This window comes from Curtobacterium sp. NPDC090223, from assembly GCF_044746585.1.
GTDB lineage: Bacteria > Actinomycetota > Actinomycetes > Actinomycetales > Microbacteriaceae > Curtobacterium.
On sequence record NZ_JBIVCN010000004.1, the window covers coordinates 83,460 to 97,671 of the forward strand.

The following is a 14,212-nucleotide window of genomic DNA, read 5'->3' on the forward strand; positions in this document are numbered from 1 at the left end:
CGGGTCAGACGCCGGCGGTGAGCCCGCGCGACGCGAGCGCTGCCTGGATGCGGTCACCGACGGCGTCGATGGCGCCGAGGCCGTCGACCTCGACCACGAGACCGCGCTGCTCGTACGCCGCGACGATCGGGGCGGTCTGCTCGACGTAGACCTGCTGCCGACGACGGATCGTGTCCTCGTTGTCGTCGCTGCGGCCCTGCTGCTCGGCGCGCTTCAGGAGTCGCTCGACGAGCGCGTCCTGGTCGGCGACGAGCTGGATGACGGCGTCGATCCCGGCACCCTGCTCGGCGAGCAGACCGTCGAGGTACTCGACCTGGCCGACCGTGCGCGGGTAGCCGTCGAGCAGGAAGCCGCTCTCGGCGTCGGGCTCGGACAAGCGGGACTTCACGAGCTCGTTCGTCAGCGAGTCCGGGACGTAGTCGCCCGCGTCCATGATCGCCTTCGCCTGGACCCCGAGCGGCGTGCCCTCGGACACGTTCTTCCGGAAGATGTCCCCGGTCGAGACGGCCGGGATGCCGAAGGACTCGGCGATGCGGCCGGCCTGCGTGCCCTTCCCGGCTCCGGGAGGTCCGACGATGATGAGACGTGCGCTCAACGGAGAAGCCCTTCGTAGTGACGTTGCTGCAGCTGCGAGTCGATCTGCTTCACGGTCTCGAGACCGACACCCACGATGATGAGGATGCTCGCGCCACCGAACGGGAAGTTCTGGTTCGCACCGAACAGCGCCAGTGCTGCCAGTGGGATGAGCGCGATGAGACCGAGGTAGAGCGAGCCGGGCAGCGTCACCCGGGTCAGGACGTAGTCGAGGTACTCGGCGGTGGGACGACCGGCACGGATGCCGGGGATGAACCCGCCGTACTTCTTCATGTTGTCGGCGACCTCTTCGGGGTTGAAGGTGATCGCGACGTAGAAGTAGGTGAACCCGACGATGAGCAGGAAGTACAGGACCATGTAGAACCAGTTGTCACCCGAGGTCAGGTTGTTCTGGATCCAGGTCACCCACGCGGCCGGCTCGGAGCCGTCGGAGGGCTGGTTGAACTGCGCGACCAGGGCCGGCAGGTACAGCAGCGACGAGGCGAAGATGACGGGCACGACGCCGGCCATGTTCACCTTGATCGGGATGTAGGTGTTGTTGCCGCCGTAGGTCCGACGGCCGACCATGCGCTTGGCGTACTGCACGGGGATGCGCCGCTGCGACTGCTCGACGAACACGACGGCCATCATGATGACCAGGCCGACCAGGATGACGAACAGGAAGAGCTCGAAGGACTGCGACTGCTCGATCGCCCAGAGCGCGGAGGGGAACTGCGCTGCGATGGACGTGAAGATGAGGAGCGACATGCCGTTGCCGATGCCGCGCTCGGTGACGAGCTCGCCCATCCACATGATGAGGCCGGTGCCGGCGGTCAGGGTGACGACCATGAGCATGATCGCGTACCAACTGTCGTTCGAGATGATCGACGAGCAGGAGGAGCTGGCGTTCGTGCCGAAGAGCTGGCCGGAACGGGCGACCGTGATCAGCGTGGTGGACTGCAGCACACCGAGCGCGATCGTGAGGTAGCGCGTGTACTGGGTCAGCTTCGCCTGACCGGTCTGGCCCTCCTTGTAGAGGGCGTCGAAGTGCGGGATCACGACGCGCAGCAGCTGCACGATGATCGACGACGTGATGTACGGCATGATGCCGAGCGCGAAGACCGAGAGCTTCAGCAGCGCGCCACCGGAGAACAGGTTGATCAGGTCGTAGAGACCGCCGGAGGACGATGCGCTCGCCAGGCACGTCTGCACCGCGGCGTAGTCGACGTACGGTGCCGGGATGTACGACCCGAGGCGGAACAGCGCGATGATCGCGAGGGTGAAGCCGATCTTCTTCCGAAGATCGGGGGTGCGCATGATGCGCGCGACCGCTCTGAACACGAGAACTCCGAACTTCTGGGGACCGGCCTGGCCGATCGTGCCGGGCGGATCCGCCCGTGGCCGGAAGCGCCGACCGCGTGGCCCGGCGTCCGTCGTCGAACCGACGGGGGGATCCGGGCCTCCATCAAGGAAACCGTAACGGCGGCCCGTGCGCAATGCACGGGCCGCCGACGGGACTACTCGGTGACGGTGCCGCCCGCAGCCACGATCTTGTCCTGGGCGGAGCCCGAGACCTTGTCGACCGTGACGGTGAGCTTCACGCTGATGTCACCCTGACCGAGAACCTTGACCTTCTCGTTCTTGCGGACGGCGCCCTTGGCGACCAGGTCCGCAACGGTGACGTCGCCACCGTTCGGGTACAGCTCCGCGAGCTTGTCCAGGTTCACGACCTGGTACTCGACGCGGAACGGGTTCTTGAACCCGCGGAGCTTCGGGGTGCGCATGTGCAGCGGCATCTGCCCACCCTCGAAGCCGACGCGGACCTGGTAACGGGCCTTCGTGCCCTTGGTACCGCGGCCCGCGGTCTTGCCCTTCGAGCCCTCACCGCGACCCACACGGGTGCGGTCCTTCTTCGAGCCAGCGGCCGGACGAAGGTGGTGCACCTTCAGGATCTGGACGCGCTCGTTCTTCTCGTCGCTCATGCGTCGACCTCCTCGACCTTCACGAGGTGCGCCACCGTCGCGATGTAGCCGCGGTTCTGGGAGTTGTCCTCACGCAGGACCGTACGGCCGATGCGCTTGAGACCCAGGCTGCGGAGCGTGTCGCGCTGGTACTGCTTCTCGCTGATGACTGACTTCGTCTGCGTGATCTTCAGCATGGCCATCAGGCACCTGCCTTCTCGGTCGCTGCGGCACGCGCGGCCGCCTCGGCACGGAGCAGGCGGGCCGGCACGACGTGGTCGATGTCGAGGCCACGACGTGCTGCGACGGCGCGGGGCTCCTCGAGCTGCTTGAGGGCCTCGACCGTGGCGTGCACGATGTTGATGGTGTTCGACGAACCGAGCGACTTGCTCAGGACGTCGTGGATGCCGGCGCACTCGAGCACGGCGCGGACGGGACCACCGGCGATGACACCGGTACCCGGGCCGGCCGGACGCAGGAGGACGACACCGGCTGCGGCCTCACCCTGCACGGGGTGCGGGATGGTGTTGCCGACGCGCGGGACGCGGAAGAAGTTCTTCTTCGCCTCTTCGACACCCTTGGAGATCGCCGTGGGGACCTCCTTGGCCTTGCCGTAGCCGACGCCCACGAGGCCGTTGCCGTCACCCACGACGACGAGCGCCGTGAAGCTGAAGCGACGACCACCCTTGACGACCTTCGAGACGCGGTTGATGGTCACCACGCGCTCGAGGAACTGGCTGTCGCCACCGCGGTTGTTGCGGTCGCGGCCCTGCTGACGGTCACGACCGCCACCACGACGGCCACGGTTGTCGGCCGAGTCGCGGTTGTTCGACGCGGAGCCAGCGGCGGTCTCGACCGGGCGCTCGGCGACGGGGGCAGCTGCCTCCGCCTCCTTGCCCTTCGGGGTCTCCTCGGCGCTGGTGGCCTCGGTGGTCTCTTCGACGCTGGTCGTCTCCTCGACGGCCGGGGTCTCTTCGGCGTTGCTGTTGTTCGCGATGTCGCTCACAGGTTCAGCCCTCCTTCACGGGCACCATCGGCGATCGCGGCGACGCGACCGGCGTACTTGCTACCACCGCGGTCGAACACGACGGCTTCGACACCGGCGGTCTTCGCACGCTCGGCGAGGAGCTCGCCGACGCGGCGCGCCTTGGCGGTCTTGTCGCCGTCGAACGAACGGAGGTCGGCCTCCATCGTCGATGCGCTGGCGAGGGTGTGACCCTTCGAGTCGTCGATGACCTGCACGAACACGTGACGTGACGAGCGGGTGACGGCGAGACGGGGACGTGCCTCGGTGCCGGTGATCTTCTTGCGGAGACGGTTGTGGCGGCGGGCCTTGGCGGCCGCCTTGCTCTTGCCTCGAGTTCCGATAGCCATGATCACTTACCTGACTTTCCGGCCTTGCGGCGCACGTTCTCGCCGGCGTAGCGGACACCCTTGCCCTTGTAGGGCTCCGGCTTCCGCAGCTTCCGGATGTTGGCCGCGACCTCGCCGACGGCCTGCTTGTCGATGCCGTTGACGGTGACCTTGTTGTTGCCCTCGACGGCGAAGCTGATGCCCGCCGGCGGCTCGACCGTGATCGAGTGGGAGTAGCCGAGCGCGAACTCGAGGTTCGAGCCCTTCGCCTGGACGCGGTAACCGGTACCGACGACCTCGAGGCCCTTGGAGTAGCCCTGGGTGACGCCGATGATCTGGTTCGCGATGAGGGTCCGGGTCAGCCCGTGGAGCGAACGCGACGTGCGCTCGTCGTCCGGACGGGTGACGAGGACCTGGTTCTCCTCGACGTTGGCCTGGATGGGCTCCGCGACGACGAGCGAGAGCTCGCCCTTCGGGCCCTTGACCGCGACGTTCTGACCGTCGATGGAGACGGTCACGCCCGCGGGGATGTCAATGGGAAGACGTCCGATTCGAGACATGTTCGATCACCAAACGTAGGCGAGGACTTCCCCACCCACGCCCTTCTGCTCGGCTTCGCGGTCGGTCAGGAGACCCGAGGAGGTCGACAGGATCGCCACACCGAGGCCACCGAGGACCTGGGGGATCTCCGTCGACTTCGCGTAGACCCGGAGGCCGGGCTTCGACACGCGCTTGATGCCGGCGATCGAGCGCTCGCGCTCGGGGCCGTACTTGAGCTCGATGGTGAGGGTCTTGCCCACGCGGGCGTCCTCCACCTTCCACTCGCTGATGTAGCCCTCGCGCTTGAGGATGTCAGCGATGGTGGTCTTGAGCTTTGAGCTCGGAAGCGAGACGGCGTCGTGGTGCGCCGAGTTCGCGTTCCGCAATCTGGTCAGCATGTCTGCGACCGGATCGGTCATCGTCATGATGTGATTCCGTTTCTCACCTGGTTTCGACACCCGTTCCACGAATGCCGACCTGAGCGATCGAGTGACCCCAGGGCGATTCCCCGGAGTCCGTGTGTTCGTGCGGGCGGGCCGGAGGACTTGCATCCTCCGGCCCGCGTCGCTCGAAGTAGTTTAGACCGTCTGCTCGGCAGAGCGGAACGGGAAGCCCAGCTGCTTGAGCAGGGCACGTCCCTCGTCGTCCGTCTTCGCGGTGGTCACGACGGTGATGTCGAAGCCACGGACACGGTCGATGCGGTCCTGGTCGATCTCGTGGAACATGCTCTGCTCCGTGAGACCGAACGTGTAGTTGCCGTTGCCGTCGAACTGGCGGTCGGACAGACCACGGAAGTCGCGGATACGGGGAAGCGCGAGCGAGAGCAGGCGGTCCAGGAACTCCCACGCACGGTCACCGCGGAGGGTGACGTGTGCGCCGATGGCCTGGCCCTCGCGCAGCTTGAACTGCGCGATGGACTTGCGGGCCATCGTGACCTGCGGCTTCTGACCCGTGATCGCGGTGAGGTCCTTGATGGCCCCCTCCATGATCTTCGAGTCACGAGCTGCCTCGCCGACACCGGTGTTCACGACGACCTTGACCAGGCCGGGGACCTGGTTGACGTTGCCGTAGCCGAACTGCTCGGTCAGCGCCGACTTGATCTCGTTCTTGTACTTCTGCTTGAGGCGCGGCTGAACTTTCTCAGTCGTCGCGGCAGTCGTGTCAGTCATCAGAGCTTCTCACCAGACTTCTTGGCGTAGCGGACGCGGACGGTCTTCTTGACGCCGTCCTTCTCCACCTCTTCGGTGCGGAAGCCGACGCGGGTCGGCTTCTTCGTCTTGGGGTCGACGAGCGCGACGTTCGACACGTGGATCGATGCCTCGTGCTGCTCGATGCCGCCGGTCTTCGAACCACGCTGCGTCTGGCCGACGCGGACGTGCTTCGTGACGAAGTTCACGCCCTCGACGACGACACGGTTCTTGCCCGTGATGACCTCGATGACCTTGCCCTGCTTGCCACGGTCGCCGCCACGCTCCTGCGTCGCGCCCGTGATGACCTGGACGAGGTCACCCTTCTTGATGTTCGCCATGGCTTACAGCACCTCCGGCGCGAGCGAGATGATCTTCATGAACTTCTTGTCACGAAGCTCGCGACCGACCGGACCGAAGATGCGCGTGCCGCGCGGGTCGCCGTCAGCCTTGAGGATCACTGCCGCGTTCTCGTCGAACTTGATGTAGGAGCCGTCCTGACGACGGGTCTCCTTCTTGGTGCGAACGATGACCGCCTTGACGACGTCACCCTTCTTCACGTTGCCGCCGGGGATGGCGTCCTTCACCGTGGCGACGATGACGTCACCGAGGCCGGCGTAGCGACGACCCGAGCCACCGAGCACGCGGATGGTCAAGATCTCCTTGGCACCCGTGTTGTCGGCGACCTTCAGGCGGGATTCCTGCTGAATCACTGCTGTCTCCTATTTCCGCAAGCGGGCCGCGAGGCCTACTTGGCCTTCTCGAGGATCTCGACCAGGCGCCAGCGCTTGGAGGCACTGAGGGGACGGGTCTCGCTGATCACGACGAGGTCGCCGACACCGGCCGAACCGGCCTCGTCGTGCGCCTTCACCTTGGAGGTGCGGCGGATGACCTTGCCGTAGAGGGCGTGCTTCACGCGGTCCTCGACCTCGACGACGATGGTCTTGTCCATCTTGTCGCTGGTCACGTAACCGCGGCGCGTCTTGCGGTAGCCGCGGGTGAGGGCGGCGGAGTCCTTCTCTTCGTTCGCCATCAGTTCTCCTCGGCGGTCTCGGCCTCGGTCGACTCAGCCGGCTTCTCGGCCTTCTTCGTCGACTTCTTGGCCTTGGTTGCGGTCTCGACGGGAGCGGGAGTGGCACGGATGCCGAGCTCACGCTCGCGGAGGACGGTGTAGATCCGGGCGATGTCGCGCTTGACGGCACGGAGACGACCGTGGCTCTCCAGCTGGCCGGTGGCCGACTGGAAGCGGAGGTTGAAGAGCTCCTCCTTGGCCTTCTTCAGCTCGTCAGCGAGACGCTCGTTCTCGAACGTGTCGAGCTCCGTCGGACGGAGCTCCTTGGAACCGATCGCCATTATGCGTCGCCCTCCTCGCGCTTGATGATGCGTGCCTTGAGGGGCAGCTTGTGAATTGCACGGGTCAACGCCTCGCGGGCGATGTCCTCGCTGACGCCGGAGAGCTCGAAGAGCACGCGGCCGGGCTTGACGTTCGCGATCCACCACTCGGGCGAACCCTTACCGGAACCCATGCGGGTCTCGGCGGGCTTCTTGGTGAGCGGACGGTCCGGGTAGATGTTGATCCACACCTTGCCGCCACGCTTGATGTGACGCGTCATGGCGATACGAGCGGACTCGATCTGACGGTTGGTCACGTAAGCGGGCGTGAGGGCCTGGATGCCGTAGTCACCGAAGGAGACCTTGGTGCCACCGGTCGCCTGACCCGAACGCTTCGGGTGGTGCTGCTTGCGGTGCTTGACTCGACGGGGGATAAGCATGGTTACGCCTCAACTCCTGCGCCGGCCGGCGCTTCCTGCGGGGCCTGCTGCTCGCGACGGTCGCCACCGCGCTCGTTGCGGTCCCCACGGGGGCCGCCACCGCGACGGTCGCCACCACGACGCTCCGGGCGCGACGAACGCTGGTTCGCCTGCTCGCGAGCGAGCTCCTTGTTCGTGATGTCGCCCTTGTAGATCCAGACCTTCACACCGATGCGACCGAACGTCGTCCGGGCCTCGTAGAAGCCGTAGTCGATGTTGGCGCGGAGCGTGTGCAGGGGCACGCGGCCCTCGCGGTAGAACTCCGAGCGCGACATCTCGGCGCCGCCGAGACGGCCGGCGACCTGGATGCGGACACCCTTGGCACCGGCGCGCTGTGCACCCTGGAGGCCCTTGCGCATGGCGCGACGGAACGCGACACGAGCGGAGAGCTGCTCCGCGATGCCCTGCGCGACGAGCTGGGCCTCGGTCTCGGGGTTCTTGACCTCGAGGATGTTGAGCTGGATCTGCTTCTTGGTGAGCTTCTCGAGCTCACCGCGGATGCGCTCCGCCTCGGCGCCGCGGCGGCCGATGACGATGCCCGGACGCGCCGTGTGGATGTCCACGCGGACACGGTCACGGGTGCGCTCGAGCTCGATGCGGGCGACGCCGGCACGGTCGAGGGTCTTCTTCAGGTACTGACGCACCTTGATGTCCTCGGCGACGTAGTCGGCGTAGCGCTGACCCGGCTTCGTGCTGTCGGTGAACCAGTGCGAGACGTGGTCCGTCGTGATCCCGAGGCGGAAGCCGTACGGGTTGACCTTCTGGCCCATTACTTGCTCGCCTTCTTGCTCGTCGCGGCAGCAGCCTCGGCCTCGTCAGGGGTCGCGAGGACCACCGTGATGTGGCTGGTGCGCTTGTTGATCCGGAAGGCGCGGCCCTGGGCACGCGGCTGGAACCGCTTGAGGGTCGTGCCTTCGTCGACGAAGACGCGGCTCACGTAGAGGTCGCGCTCGTCCAGGAAGCTGTTCGTCGAGTCCGCCTTGACACGTGCGTTGGCGATCGCCGAGGCGACCAGCTTGTACACGGGCTCCGAAGCGCCCTGGGGGGCGAACTTCAGGATGGCGAGCGCCTCGTGGGCCTGCTTGCCGCGGATCAGCTCGATGACGCGACGGGCCTTCTGAGGCGTGACGCGGATGTGTCGCACGCGTGCGATCGACTCCACCATTTCGTTCCTCCTCTGCGTCGCCGCCTTAGCGGCGACGGCCCTTCTTGTCGTCCTTCACGTGACCGCGGAAGGTACGGGTCGGCGCGAACTCGCCGAGCTTGTGACCGACCATCGATTCGGTGACGAACACCGGGATGTGCTTGCGTCCGTCGTGCACCGCGATGGTGTGCCCGAGCATGTTCGGGACGATCATCGAGCGGCGCGACCACGTACGGATCACGTTCTTCGTGCTGGCCTCGTTCTGCGTGACGACCTTGCGGAGCAGGTGCTCGTCGACGAAGGGGCCCTTCTTCAGACTGCGTGGCATCTTCTGAACTCCTACTTGCGCTTCTTGCCGGCGTTACGGCGACGGACGATGAGCTTGTCGCTCGGCTTGTTCGGCTTGCGCGTACGACCCTCGGACTGGCCCCAGGGGCTGACCGGGTGACGGCCACCGGACGTCTTGCCCTCACCACCACCGTGCGGGTGGTCGATCGGGTTCATCGCGACACCGCGGACGGTCGGGCGGACGCCCTTCCAGCGCATGCGGCCGGCCTTGCCCCAGTTGATGTTCGACTGCTCGGCGTTGCCGACCTCGCCGATCGTGGCGCGGCAGCGGGCGTCGACGTTGCGGACTTCACCCGACGGCAGACGGAGCTGCGCGTAGGGTCCGTCCTTGGCGACGAGACGCACCGAGGCGCCGGCCGAACGCGCGAGCTTGGCGCCGCCACCGGGACGGAGCTCGATCGCGTGGATGACCGTACCCACGGGGATGTTGCGCAGCGGCAGGTTGTTGCCGGGCTTGATGTCGGCGCCGGGGCCCTGCTCGATGACGTCGCCCTGCTTGAGCTTGTTCGGAGCGAGGATGTAGCGCTTGGTGCCGTCCACGAAGTGCAGGAGCGCGATGCGCGCCGTGCGGTTCGGGTCGTACTCGATGTGCGCGACCTTGGCGTCCACGCCGTCCTTGTCGTGACGACGGAAGTCGATCACGCGGTACTGGCGCTTGTGGCCACCACCGATGTGACGGGTGGTGATGCGGCCCGAGCTGTTGCGGCCACCGGTCTTCGGCAGCGGACGAAGCAGGGACTTCTCCGGGGTCGAGCGGGTGATCTCGGCGAAGTCGGCGACCGAGGAGCCACGACGACCCGGGGTCGTCGGCTTGTAGTTACGAATAGCCATGATTTATCCCTCTGGTCCTCAGCCGACAGCCGTGAAGATGTCGATCGAACCGGACTTGAGCGTCACGATGGCACGCTTGGTGTCCTTGCGCTTGCCCAGACCGAACTTGGTGCGGCGGGTCTTGCCCGGACGGTTCAGCGTGTTGATGCCGGCGACCTTGACGTTGAAGATCTTCTCGATCGCGAGCTTGATCTCGGTCTTGTTCGCACGGGGGTCCACGATGAACGTGTACTTGCCCTGGTCGATGAGGCCGTAGCTCTTCTCCGACACGACCGGCGAGATGATGATGTCGCGCGGGTCCTTGTTGAAGCCGCTCATGCGGTGATCTCCTTCGCGGTCTTCGACGCGATGAAGGCGTCGAGGGCGCTCTTGCTGAAGACGATGGCGTCCGACACGAGGACGTCGTAGGCGTTCAGCTGGCCGTACGAGAGCGCGTGGACGTTCGGCAGGTTGCGGATCGACTTGAGCGTGAGCTCGTCGTCCGACTCGAGCACGACGAGCACGTTCTTGACGGGCGCGACCTTCTCGAGGAGCGTGCGGGCGGTCTTGGTCGACGGCACCTCGGCCGCGACGAAGCCCTCCACAGCGGAGATGCGGCCACCGCGTGCGCGGTCCGAGAGCGAGCCGAGCAGAGCCGCGGCGATCATCTTCTTCGGGGTGCGCTGCGAGTAGTCGCGCGGGGTCGGTCCGTGGACGACGCCACCGCCGGTGTGCTCCGGAGCACGGACGGAACCCTGACGGGCGCGGCCGGTGCCCTTCTGCTTGAACGGCTTGCGACCGGCACCGCGGACTTCGCCGCGGTTCTTGGTCTTGTGGGTGCCCTGACGCGAAGCGGCGCGCTGCGCGGTGACGACCTGGTGGATCAGCGGGACGTTGGTCTCGACGTCGAAGAGCTCACCGGGGAGCTCGACGGTGCCGGACTTGACACCCGATGCGTCGAGGACGTCGATCGTGGTTGCGGTCGTGGTGGCCATGATCACTTACCCTTCACGGCGGTGCGGACGAAGACGGAGCGACCGCGAGCACCGGGGACGGCGCCCTTGACGAGCAGCAGACCCTTCTCGGCGTCGACGGCGTGCACCGTGAGGTTGAGGACGGTGACGCGCTCGCCACCCATGCGACCGGCCATGCGCATGCCCTTGAAGACACGCGACGGGGTCGAGGAAGCACCGATCGAGCCGGGCTTGCGGTGGTTGCGGTGCGAACCGTGCGAGGCGGAGACGCCGGCGAAGCCGTGGCGCTTCATGACACCCGCGAAGCCCTTGCCCTTGCTCGTGCCGACGACGTCGACCTTCGCACCGGCCTCGAACGTGGCGTCCACGGTGAGCTCCTGGCCCAGCGTGTACTCGCCTGCGTCCGACGTGCGGATCTCGGTGAGGGTGCGGCGCGGGGTGACCCCGGCGGCCTCGAAGTGGCCAGCGGCCGGCTTGTTCACCTTGCGCGGGTCGATCTGGCCAGCGGCGATCTGGATCGCCTCGTAGCCGTCACGCTCGACGTTGCGGATCTGGGTGACCACGTTCGGGCCGACCTCGATCACGGTGACGGGGATGAACTTGTTGTTCTCGTCCCACACCTGGGTCATCCCGAGCTTCTTGCCGAGGAGGCCCTTGACGGACTTGGTTGAATTCGCCATCAGTCAGCCCCCTTACAGCTTGATCTCGATGTTGACGTCGGCCGGGAGGTCGAGACGCATGAGCGAGTCGACGGCCTTCGGCGTCGGGTCGACGATGTCGATGACCCGCTTGTGCGTGCGCTTCTCGAAGTGCTCGCGCGAGTCCTTGTACTTGTGAGGGGAACGGATCACTGCGATCACGTTCTTCTCGGTGGGGAGCGGCACCGGGCCGACCACGGTCGCACCGGCACGGGTCACCGTGTCGACGATCTTCCGGGCCGACGTGTCGATGACCTCGTGGTCGTACGACTTGAGCCGGATGCGGATCTTCTGTCCCGCCATGTGTTCTCTGTCCTCTCTGCGCCGCGCACCCTCGGGCCGCCTGACGCCGCCGGGTTCCGCCCTGTGCGGACCTGGCTGTTTGCGTGGATCACCGGACCCATCCGCTGGGGATGACCGCTGTTCTCCTGTCAACCGCGTGGGCGGGCATGCTGCTGGTGCTCACACCGGCCCACGTGGACGTGTCGCTTCCCACACACTCCGGCGGACCGGCGTGCTCACTGGGATTCGAGCTGTTCTGCTGCCTGCGGCCCAACCCAGCCCTGCTGAACAAGGGGGTTGTGCACTGCCAGAGCAGTGATCCTTGCGGGCGCGAACGCCCGTGGAATTTCGGAACCGGACAAGTCTCCCATAGGCACAGCATCCGTGCAACCCGGGCGTGTCGCGCTTCGCCGGGCGTGTCGCACCGGCGCCACTTCCGCGGTCTGCCGCGGATCCACCGGCCTGGAGGCCCGGGTCGCGCCCGCCCCGGATCGCACCTCCGGAAGGCACTCAGGGGCACCGCGACGCGGCTCGGACTAGTCCGTTTCGTCGATCACCGGCGGGACGAACCACGGCGGGAAGACGGCGACGCGAGGAGCGTGCCCGCCGTGCTCCGCGAGGATGTCCTTCACCGCGTGCCGCGCCCGGTCGTTCGGCACGCCGATGACCGCGACCGAGGTGAACGGGACGCTCGGCCCGGCGAGCACCTCGAGGCCGTGCATCTCCGGGTCGGTCAGGTCGGTGCGGCGCAGCATGCTCGCGGACGCCTCGGGGCCGACGGCGAATCGCGCGTCGTCCGCGTCGGCGTCGGTGTCCGCCAGGATCACGGAGGCGCCGAACGCCGCCGTCGGGACGACCAGCACGACGTAGTCGGTACCGCGGGTGTGCCGGGCGGCGTCCGACCAGCGCGTCTCGTCGAGGGCACCGCGACGGACCTCGTCCCAGCGGGCTCCGTCGGGCGAGAGCGAGAACGGCACATGCCCGGCGACGCTCGAGCCGTCAGGGGCGGTGGCGGCGGCGCGGGACTCGCGCAGCGCCGGGGAGCTGATGTCGTACGACGGGGTGACCCGGTCGGACGCCAGGATCGCCTGGTCGGCGACGATGCCGTCGAAGTTGTCGATGTGGGTGACGTGGTGCGCCCGCAGCGTGCCGAAGACCCGCGCAGCGGGCATCTCCGGCTCGGCGGTGCGCAGCGCGGTCGCCCGGGCACGCGCCGGCGAACCGCCCGGCGTCGACCGGAGGGAGGTGCTCACGCGGGTCCGCCGCGGGGCGGGGGTCTTGGGGACGTCCGGCAGCTCGCGCTGGCGCGGCGCGCAGATGTCGCAGAGTTCGGTGGGGAATCCGTGGATGCACTCGTCGGTCACGACTGGTGTGGGTCCTTCCGTGCCGCGTGGGGGTGGAACGGCACAAGGGACAACGCTACGTCATCGCGGCGGTTCTGCGGCACCGTTCAGCTCATTGGCGGTAGAGGAGCGCCCGGACCTCGGACTCGGCGGCGTGCACCCGGGCCGGGTCGATCGTCTCCCCGTGCTCGTACGCGTCGAGGAGCCGGGGGTCCACGTAGCTCTGCCTGGCGACCGTCGGGGTGTTCCCGAGGACCTCGCTCGCGGCCTTGACGGCGTGCGACACCGCCTTCTTGCGCCGGCTCTCGGCGGACTGCGGCCCCGTCTGGGCGAGGTCGATCGCGGCGGCCACCGTGCCGTGCAGCGTCCGGAAGTCCTTCGCGGTGAAGTCCTCCCCCGCGCGCTCCTTGACGTAGGCGTTGATGTCCTCCGCGGTGAGCGGCTCCCAGTCCGCACCGCGGGACTCGCGGTAGGACAGCAGCCGGGCGTTGGCCCCACGTCGCTTCATGCCGACGATCACGCGGGCCAGGTCGGCGTCGTGGATCGACGACGACCACTCCTGCCCGCTCTTGCCGGGGAAGTCGAGCTCGATGTCGTCGCCGGACACGTGGGCGTGTGCGCAGAGCAGCGTGGAGAGCCCGCGGCTGCCGTGCTCCGAGGCGTACCGCTCCGATCCCACCCGGAGCGAGCCCTGGTCGAGCATCCGGAAGGCCGCCGCGAGCGATCGCCGCTGGTCGGGCTCCGATCGCCGGAGGTCCTGCGTGACCATCCGACGTGCGGCCGGCAGCGACTCCGCGAGCGCGAGGGCCCGGTCGTACTTGATCTTGTCCATCCGGTCGCGCCAGGACGGGTGGTACATGTACTGCCGGCGTCCGGCGCCGTCGATCCCGGTCGCCAGGATGTGGCCGTTCTCGAACGGCGAGATCCAGACGTCGTCCCACGCGGGCGGGATGACGAAGTCCTCGAGCCGCTGCCGGACCGCGGGGTCGGTGACGGTGGCCCCGTCCGGGTCGCGGTACGTGAACCCGCGTCCGCTGCGGACCCGGTGGTAGCCACGACCGTTGGTCTTGGATCTGCGGAGACGTGTCACGTCTCCGAGGATGCACGCCGGGTCCTGAGCGCACGCACGTGACGGACGGGAGGCCCGGTGCCAGCTGGCACCGGGCCTCCCGTCCGTCAGGTGGTCAC

24 protein-coding genes are annotated in these 14,212 nt (G+C 67.4%); all 24 read right to left on the minus strand.

All coding sequences use genetic code 11. The features are described from left to right. Window positions 1-4: 4 nt before the first annotated feature. The gene (locus ACIPJY_RS10395; RefSeq protein WP_400464965.1) at window positions 5-595 is read right to left on the minus strand and encodes an adenylate kinase; all 591 of its coding nucleotides are present in this window, start codon (window positions 593-595) and stop codon (window positions 5-7) included. Continuing rightward, on the minus strand, window positions 592-1,914 hold the full coding sequence (gene secY / locus ACIPJY_RS10400) for a preprotein translocase subunit SecY (protein ID WP_123654814.1): 1,323 nt from the start codon (window positions 1,912-1,914) through the stop codon (window positions 592-594). Before secY ends, ACIPJY_RS10395 begins: the two co-directional genes overlap by 4 nt. Before the next feature lie 176 nt (window positions 1,915-2,090). Further along, entirely contained in the window at window positions 2,091-2,555 is a 465-nt protein-coding gene (gene rplO / locus ACIPJY_RS10405) for a 50S ribosomal protein L15 (protein ID WP_071299488.1), read from the minus strand. Further along, window positions 2,552-2,737, minus strand: a complete 186-nt coding sequence (gene rpmD / locus ACIPJY_RS10410; protein WP_082517835.1) for a 50S ribosomal protein L30 — start codon at window positions 2,735-2,737, stop codon at window positions 2,552-2,554. Before rpmD ends, rplO begins: the two co-directional genes overlap by 4 nt. Next, the gene (gene rpsE / locus ACIPJY_RS10415; protein WP_400465177.1) at window positions 2,737-3,531 is read right to left on the minus strand and encodes a 30S ribosomal protein S5; all 795 of its coding nucleotides are present in this window, start codon (window positions 3,529-3,531) and stop codon (window positions 2,737-2,739) included. The genes rpmD and rpsE overlap by 1 nt, the downstream gene beginning before the upstream one ends. A gap of 5 nt (window positions 3,532-3,536) precedes the next feature. Further along, the gene (gene rplR / locus ACIPJY_RS10420) at window positions 3,537-3,908 is read right to left on the minus strand and encodes a 50S ribosomal protein L18 (protein ID WP_123654816.1); all 372 of its coding nucleotides are present in this window, start codon (window positions 3,906-3,908) and stop codon (window positions 3,537-3,539) included. A 2-nt stretch (window positions 3,909-3,910) separates the two neighbouring features. Continuing rightward, window positions 3,911-4,447: a 50S ribosomal protein L6 gene (gene rplF / locus ACIPJY_RS10425; RefSeq protein WP_400464960.1), complete on the minus strand. Its 537-nt coding sequence runs from the start codon at window positions 4,445-4,447 to the stop codon at window positions 3,911-3,913. 6 nt (window positions 4,448-4,453) lie between these two features. Further along, entirely contained in the window at window positions 4,454-4,852 is a 399-nt protein-coding gene (gene rpsH / locus ACIPJY_RS10430) for a 30S ribosomal protein S8 (protein ID WP_071276748.1), read from the minus strand. Window positions 4,853-5,005: 153 nt separating this feature from the next. Further along, the gene (rplE, locus tag ACIPJY_RS10435) at window positions 5,006-5,596 is read right to left on the minus strand and encodes a 50S ribosomal protein L5 (RefSeq protein ID WP_400464956.1); all 591 of its coding nucleotides are present in this window, start codon (window positions 5,594-5,596) and stop codon (window positions 5,006-5,008) included. Beyond that, on the minus strand, window positions 5,596-5,955 hold the full coding sequence (rplX, locus tag ACIPJY_RS10440; RefSeq protein ID WP_123654819.1) for a 50S ribosomal protein L24: 360 nt from the start codon (window positions 5,953-5,955) through the stop codon (window positions 5,596-5,598). Before rplX ends, rplE begins: the two co-directional genes overlap by 1 nt. A gap of 3 nt (window positions 5,956-5,958) precedes the next feature. Then, complete coding sequence (rplN, locus tag ACIPJY_RS10445) at window positions 5,959-6,327, minus strand: 50S ribosomal protein L14 (RefSeq protein ID WP_017885523.1); 369 nt, start codon at window positions 6,325-6,327, stop codon at window positions 5,959-5,961. 35 nt (window positions 6,328-6,362) lie between these two features. Beyond that, window positions 6,363-6,647, minus strand: a complete 285-nt coding sequence (gene rpsQ, locus ACIPJY_RS10450; RefSeq protein ID WP_071276754.1) for a 30S ribosomal protein S17 — start codon at window positions 6,645-6,647, stop codon at window positions 6,363-6,365. After that, window positions 6,647-6,967, minus strand: a complete 321-nt coding sequence (gene rpmC, locus ACIPJY_RS10455; protein WP_123654820.1) for a 50S ribosomal protein L29 — start codon at window positions 6,965-6,967, stop codon at window positions 6,647-6,649. The genes rpsQ and rpmC overlap by 1 nt, the downstream gene beginning before the upstream one ends. Next, window positions 6,967-7,386 (minus strand): 50S ribosomal protein L16, encoded by a 420-nt coding sequence (gene rplP / locus ACIPJY_RS10460; RefSeq protein ID WP_123654821.1) that lies wholly within the window; start codon window positions 7,384-7,386, stop codon window positions 6,967-6,969. The genes rpmC and rplP overlap by 1 nt, the downstream gene beginning before the upstream one ends. Before the next feature lie 2 nt (window positions 7,387-7,388). After that, complete coding sequence (gene rpsC / locus ACIPJY_RS10465; RefSeq protein WP_400464951.1) at window positions 7,389-8,195, minus strand: 30S ribosomal protein S3; 807 nt, start codon at window positions 8,193-8,195, stop codon at window positions 7,389-7,391. Next, window positions 8,195-8,590: a 50S ribosomal protein L22 gene (rplV, locus tag ACIPJY_RS10470; RefSeq protein ID WP_123654823.1), complete on the minus strand. Its 396-nt coding sequence runs from the start codon at window positions 8,588-8,590 to the stop codon at window positions 8,195-8,197. The genes rpsC and rplV overlap by 1 nt, the downstream gene beginning before the upstream one ends. A 25-nt stretch (window positions 8,591-8,615) precedes the next feature. Further along, a complete protein-coding gene (gene rpsS, locus ACIPJY_RS10475; protein ID WP_071276761.1) occupies window positions 8,616-8,897 on the minus strand; it encodes a 30S ribosomal protein S19 in 282 nt (93 codons plus the stop codon). Window positions 8,898-8,908: 11 nt separating this feature from the next. Beyond that, a complete protein-coding gene (gene rplB, locus ACIPJY_RS10480; protein WP_144760612.1) occupies window positions 8,909-9,748 on the minus strand; it encodes a 50S ribosomal protein L2 in 840 nt (279 codons plus the stop codon). A gap of 18 nt (window positions 9,749-9,766) precedes the next feature. Then, window positions 9,767-10,066 (minus strand): 50S ribosomal protein L23, encoded by a 300-nt coding sequence (gene rplW / locus ACIPJY_RS10485; protein ID WP_056121415.1) that lies wholly within the window; start codon window positions 10,064-10,066, stop codon window positions 9,767-9,769. Continuing rightward, entirely contained in the window at window positions 10,063-10,722 is a 660-nt protein-coding gene (rplD, locus tag ACIPJY_RS10490; RefSeq protein WP_400464946.1) for a 50S ribosomal protein L4, read from the minus strand. The genes rplW and rplD overlap by 4 nt, the downstream gene beginning before the upstream one ends. Before the next feature lie 2 nt (window positions 10,723-10,724). Continuing rightward, a complete protein-coding gene (gene rplC / locus ACIPJY_RS10495) occupies window positions 10,725-11,381 on the minus strand; it encodes a 50S ribosomal protein L3 (protein WP_123654826.1) in 657 nt (218 codons plus the stop codon). A 12-nt stretch (window positions 11,382-11,393) separates the two neighbouring features. Continuing rightward, window positions 11,394-11,702: a 30S ribosomal protein S10 gene (rpsJ, locus tag ACIPJY_RS10500; RefSeq protein WP_017885534.1), complete on the minus strand. Its 309-nt coding sequence runs from the start codon at window positions 11,700-11,702 to the stop codon at window positions 11,394-11,396. A gap of 515 nt (window positions 11,703-12,217) precedes the next feature. Continuing rightward, window positions 12,218-13,045 (minus strand): DarT ssDNA thymidine ADP-ribosyltransferase family protein, encoded by an 828-nt coding sequence (locus tag ACIPJY_RS10505; protein ID WP_400468179.1) that lies wholly within the window; start codon window positions 13,043-13,045, stop codon window positions 12,218-12,220. Window positions 13,046-13,136: 91 nt separating this feature from the next. Continuing rightward, window positions 13,137-14,114 (minus strand): DNA topoisomerase IB, encoded by a 978-nt coding sequence (locus ACIPJY_RS10510; RefSeq protein ID WP_400464940.1) that lies wholly within the window; start codon window positions 14,112-14,114, stop codon window positions 13,137-13,139. Window positions 14,115-14,212 lie beyond the last annotated feature (98 nt).

Bases quoted from the DNA above. Each gene is read 5' to 3' on its own strand.
- rplO (WP_071299488.1), bottom strand. From the start codon at position 2,555: ATGAGCGACGAGAAGAACGAGCGCGTCCAGATCCTGAAGGTGCACCAC.
- rpmD (WP_082517835.1), bottom strand. From the start codon at position 2,737: ATGGCCATGCTGAAGATCACGCAGACGAAGTCAGTCATCAGCGAGAAG.
- rplR (WP_123654816.1), bottom strand. From the start codon at position 3,908: ATGGCTATCGGAACTCGAGGCAAGAGCAAGGCGGCCGCCAAGGCCCGC.
- rplF (WP_400464960.1), bottom strand. From the start codon at position 4,447: ATGTCTCGAATCGGACGTCTTCCCATTGACATCCCCGCGGGCGTGACC.
- rpsH (WP_071276748.1), bottom strand. From the start codon at position 4,852: ATGACGATGACCGATCCGGTCGCAGACATGCTGACCAGATTGCGGAAC.
- rplE (WP_400464956.1), bottom strand. From the start codon at position 5,596: ATGACTGACACGACTGCCGCGACGACTGAGAAAGTTCAGCCGCGCCTC.
- rplX (WP_123654819.1), bottom strand. From the start codon at position 5,955: ATGGCGAACATCAAGAAGGGTGACCTCGTCCAGGTCATCACGGGCGCG.
- rpsQ (WP_071276754.1), bottom strand. From the start codon at position 6,647: ATGGCGAACGAAGAGAAGGACTCCGCCGCCCTCACCCGCGGCTACCGC.
- rpmC (WP_123654820.1), bottom strand. From the start codon at position 6,967: ATGGCGATCGGTTCCAAGGAGCTCCGTCCGACGGAGCTCGACACGTTC.
- rplP (WP_123654821.1), bottom strand. From the start codon at position 7,386: ATGCTTATCCCCCGTCGAGTCAAGCACCGCAAGCAGCACCACCCGAAG.
- rpsC (WP_400464951.1), bottom strand. From the start codon at position 8,195: ATGGGCCAGAAGGTCAACCCGTACGGCTTCCGCCTCGGGATCACGACG.
- rplV (WP_123654823.1), bottom strand. From the start codon at position 8,590: ATGGTGGAGTCGATCGCACGCGTGCGACACATCCGCGTCACGCCTCAG.
- rpsS (WP_071276761.1), bottom strand. From the start codon at position 8,897: ATGCCACGCAGTCTGAAGAAGGGCCCCTTCGTCGACGAGCACCTGCTC.
- rplB (WP_144760612.1), bottom strand. From the start codon at position 9,748: ATGGCTATTCGTAACTACAAGCCGACGACCCCGGGTCGTCGTGGCTCC.
- rplW (WP_056121415.1), bottom strand. From the start codon at position 10,066: ATGAGCGGCTTCAACAAGGACCCGCGCGACATCATCATCTCGCCGGTC.
- rplD (WP_400464946.1), bottom strand. From the start codon at position 10,722: ATGGCCACCACGACCGCAACCACGATCGACGTCCTCGACGCATCGGGT.
- rplC (WP_123654826.1), bottom strand. From the start codon at position 11,381: ATGGCGAATTCAACCAAGTCCGTCAAGGGCCTCCTCGGCAAGAAGCTC.
- rpsJ (WP_017885534.1), bottom strand. From the start codon at position 11,702: ATGGCGGGACAGAAGATCCGCATCCGGCTCAAGTCGTACGACCACGAG.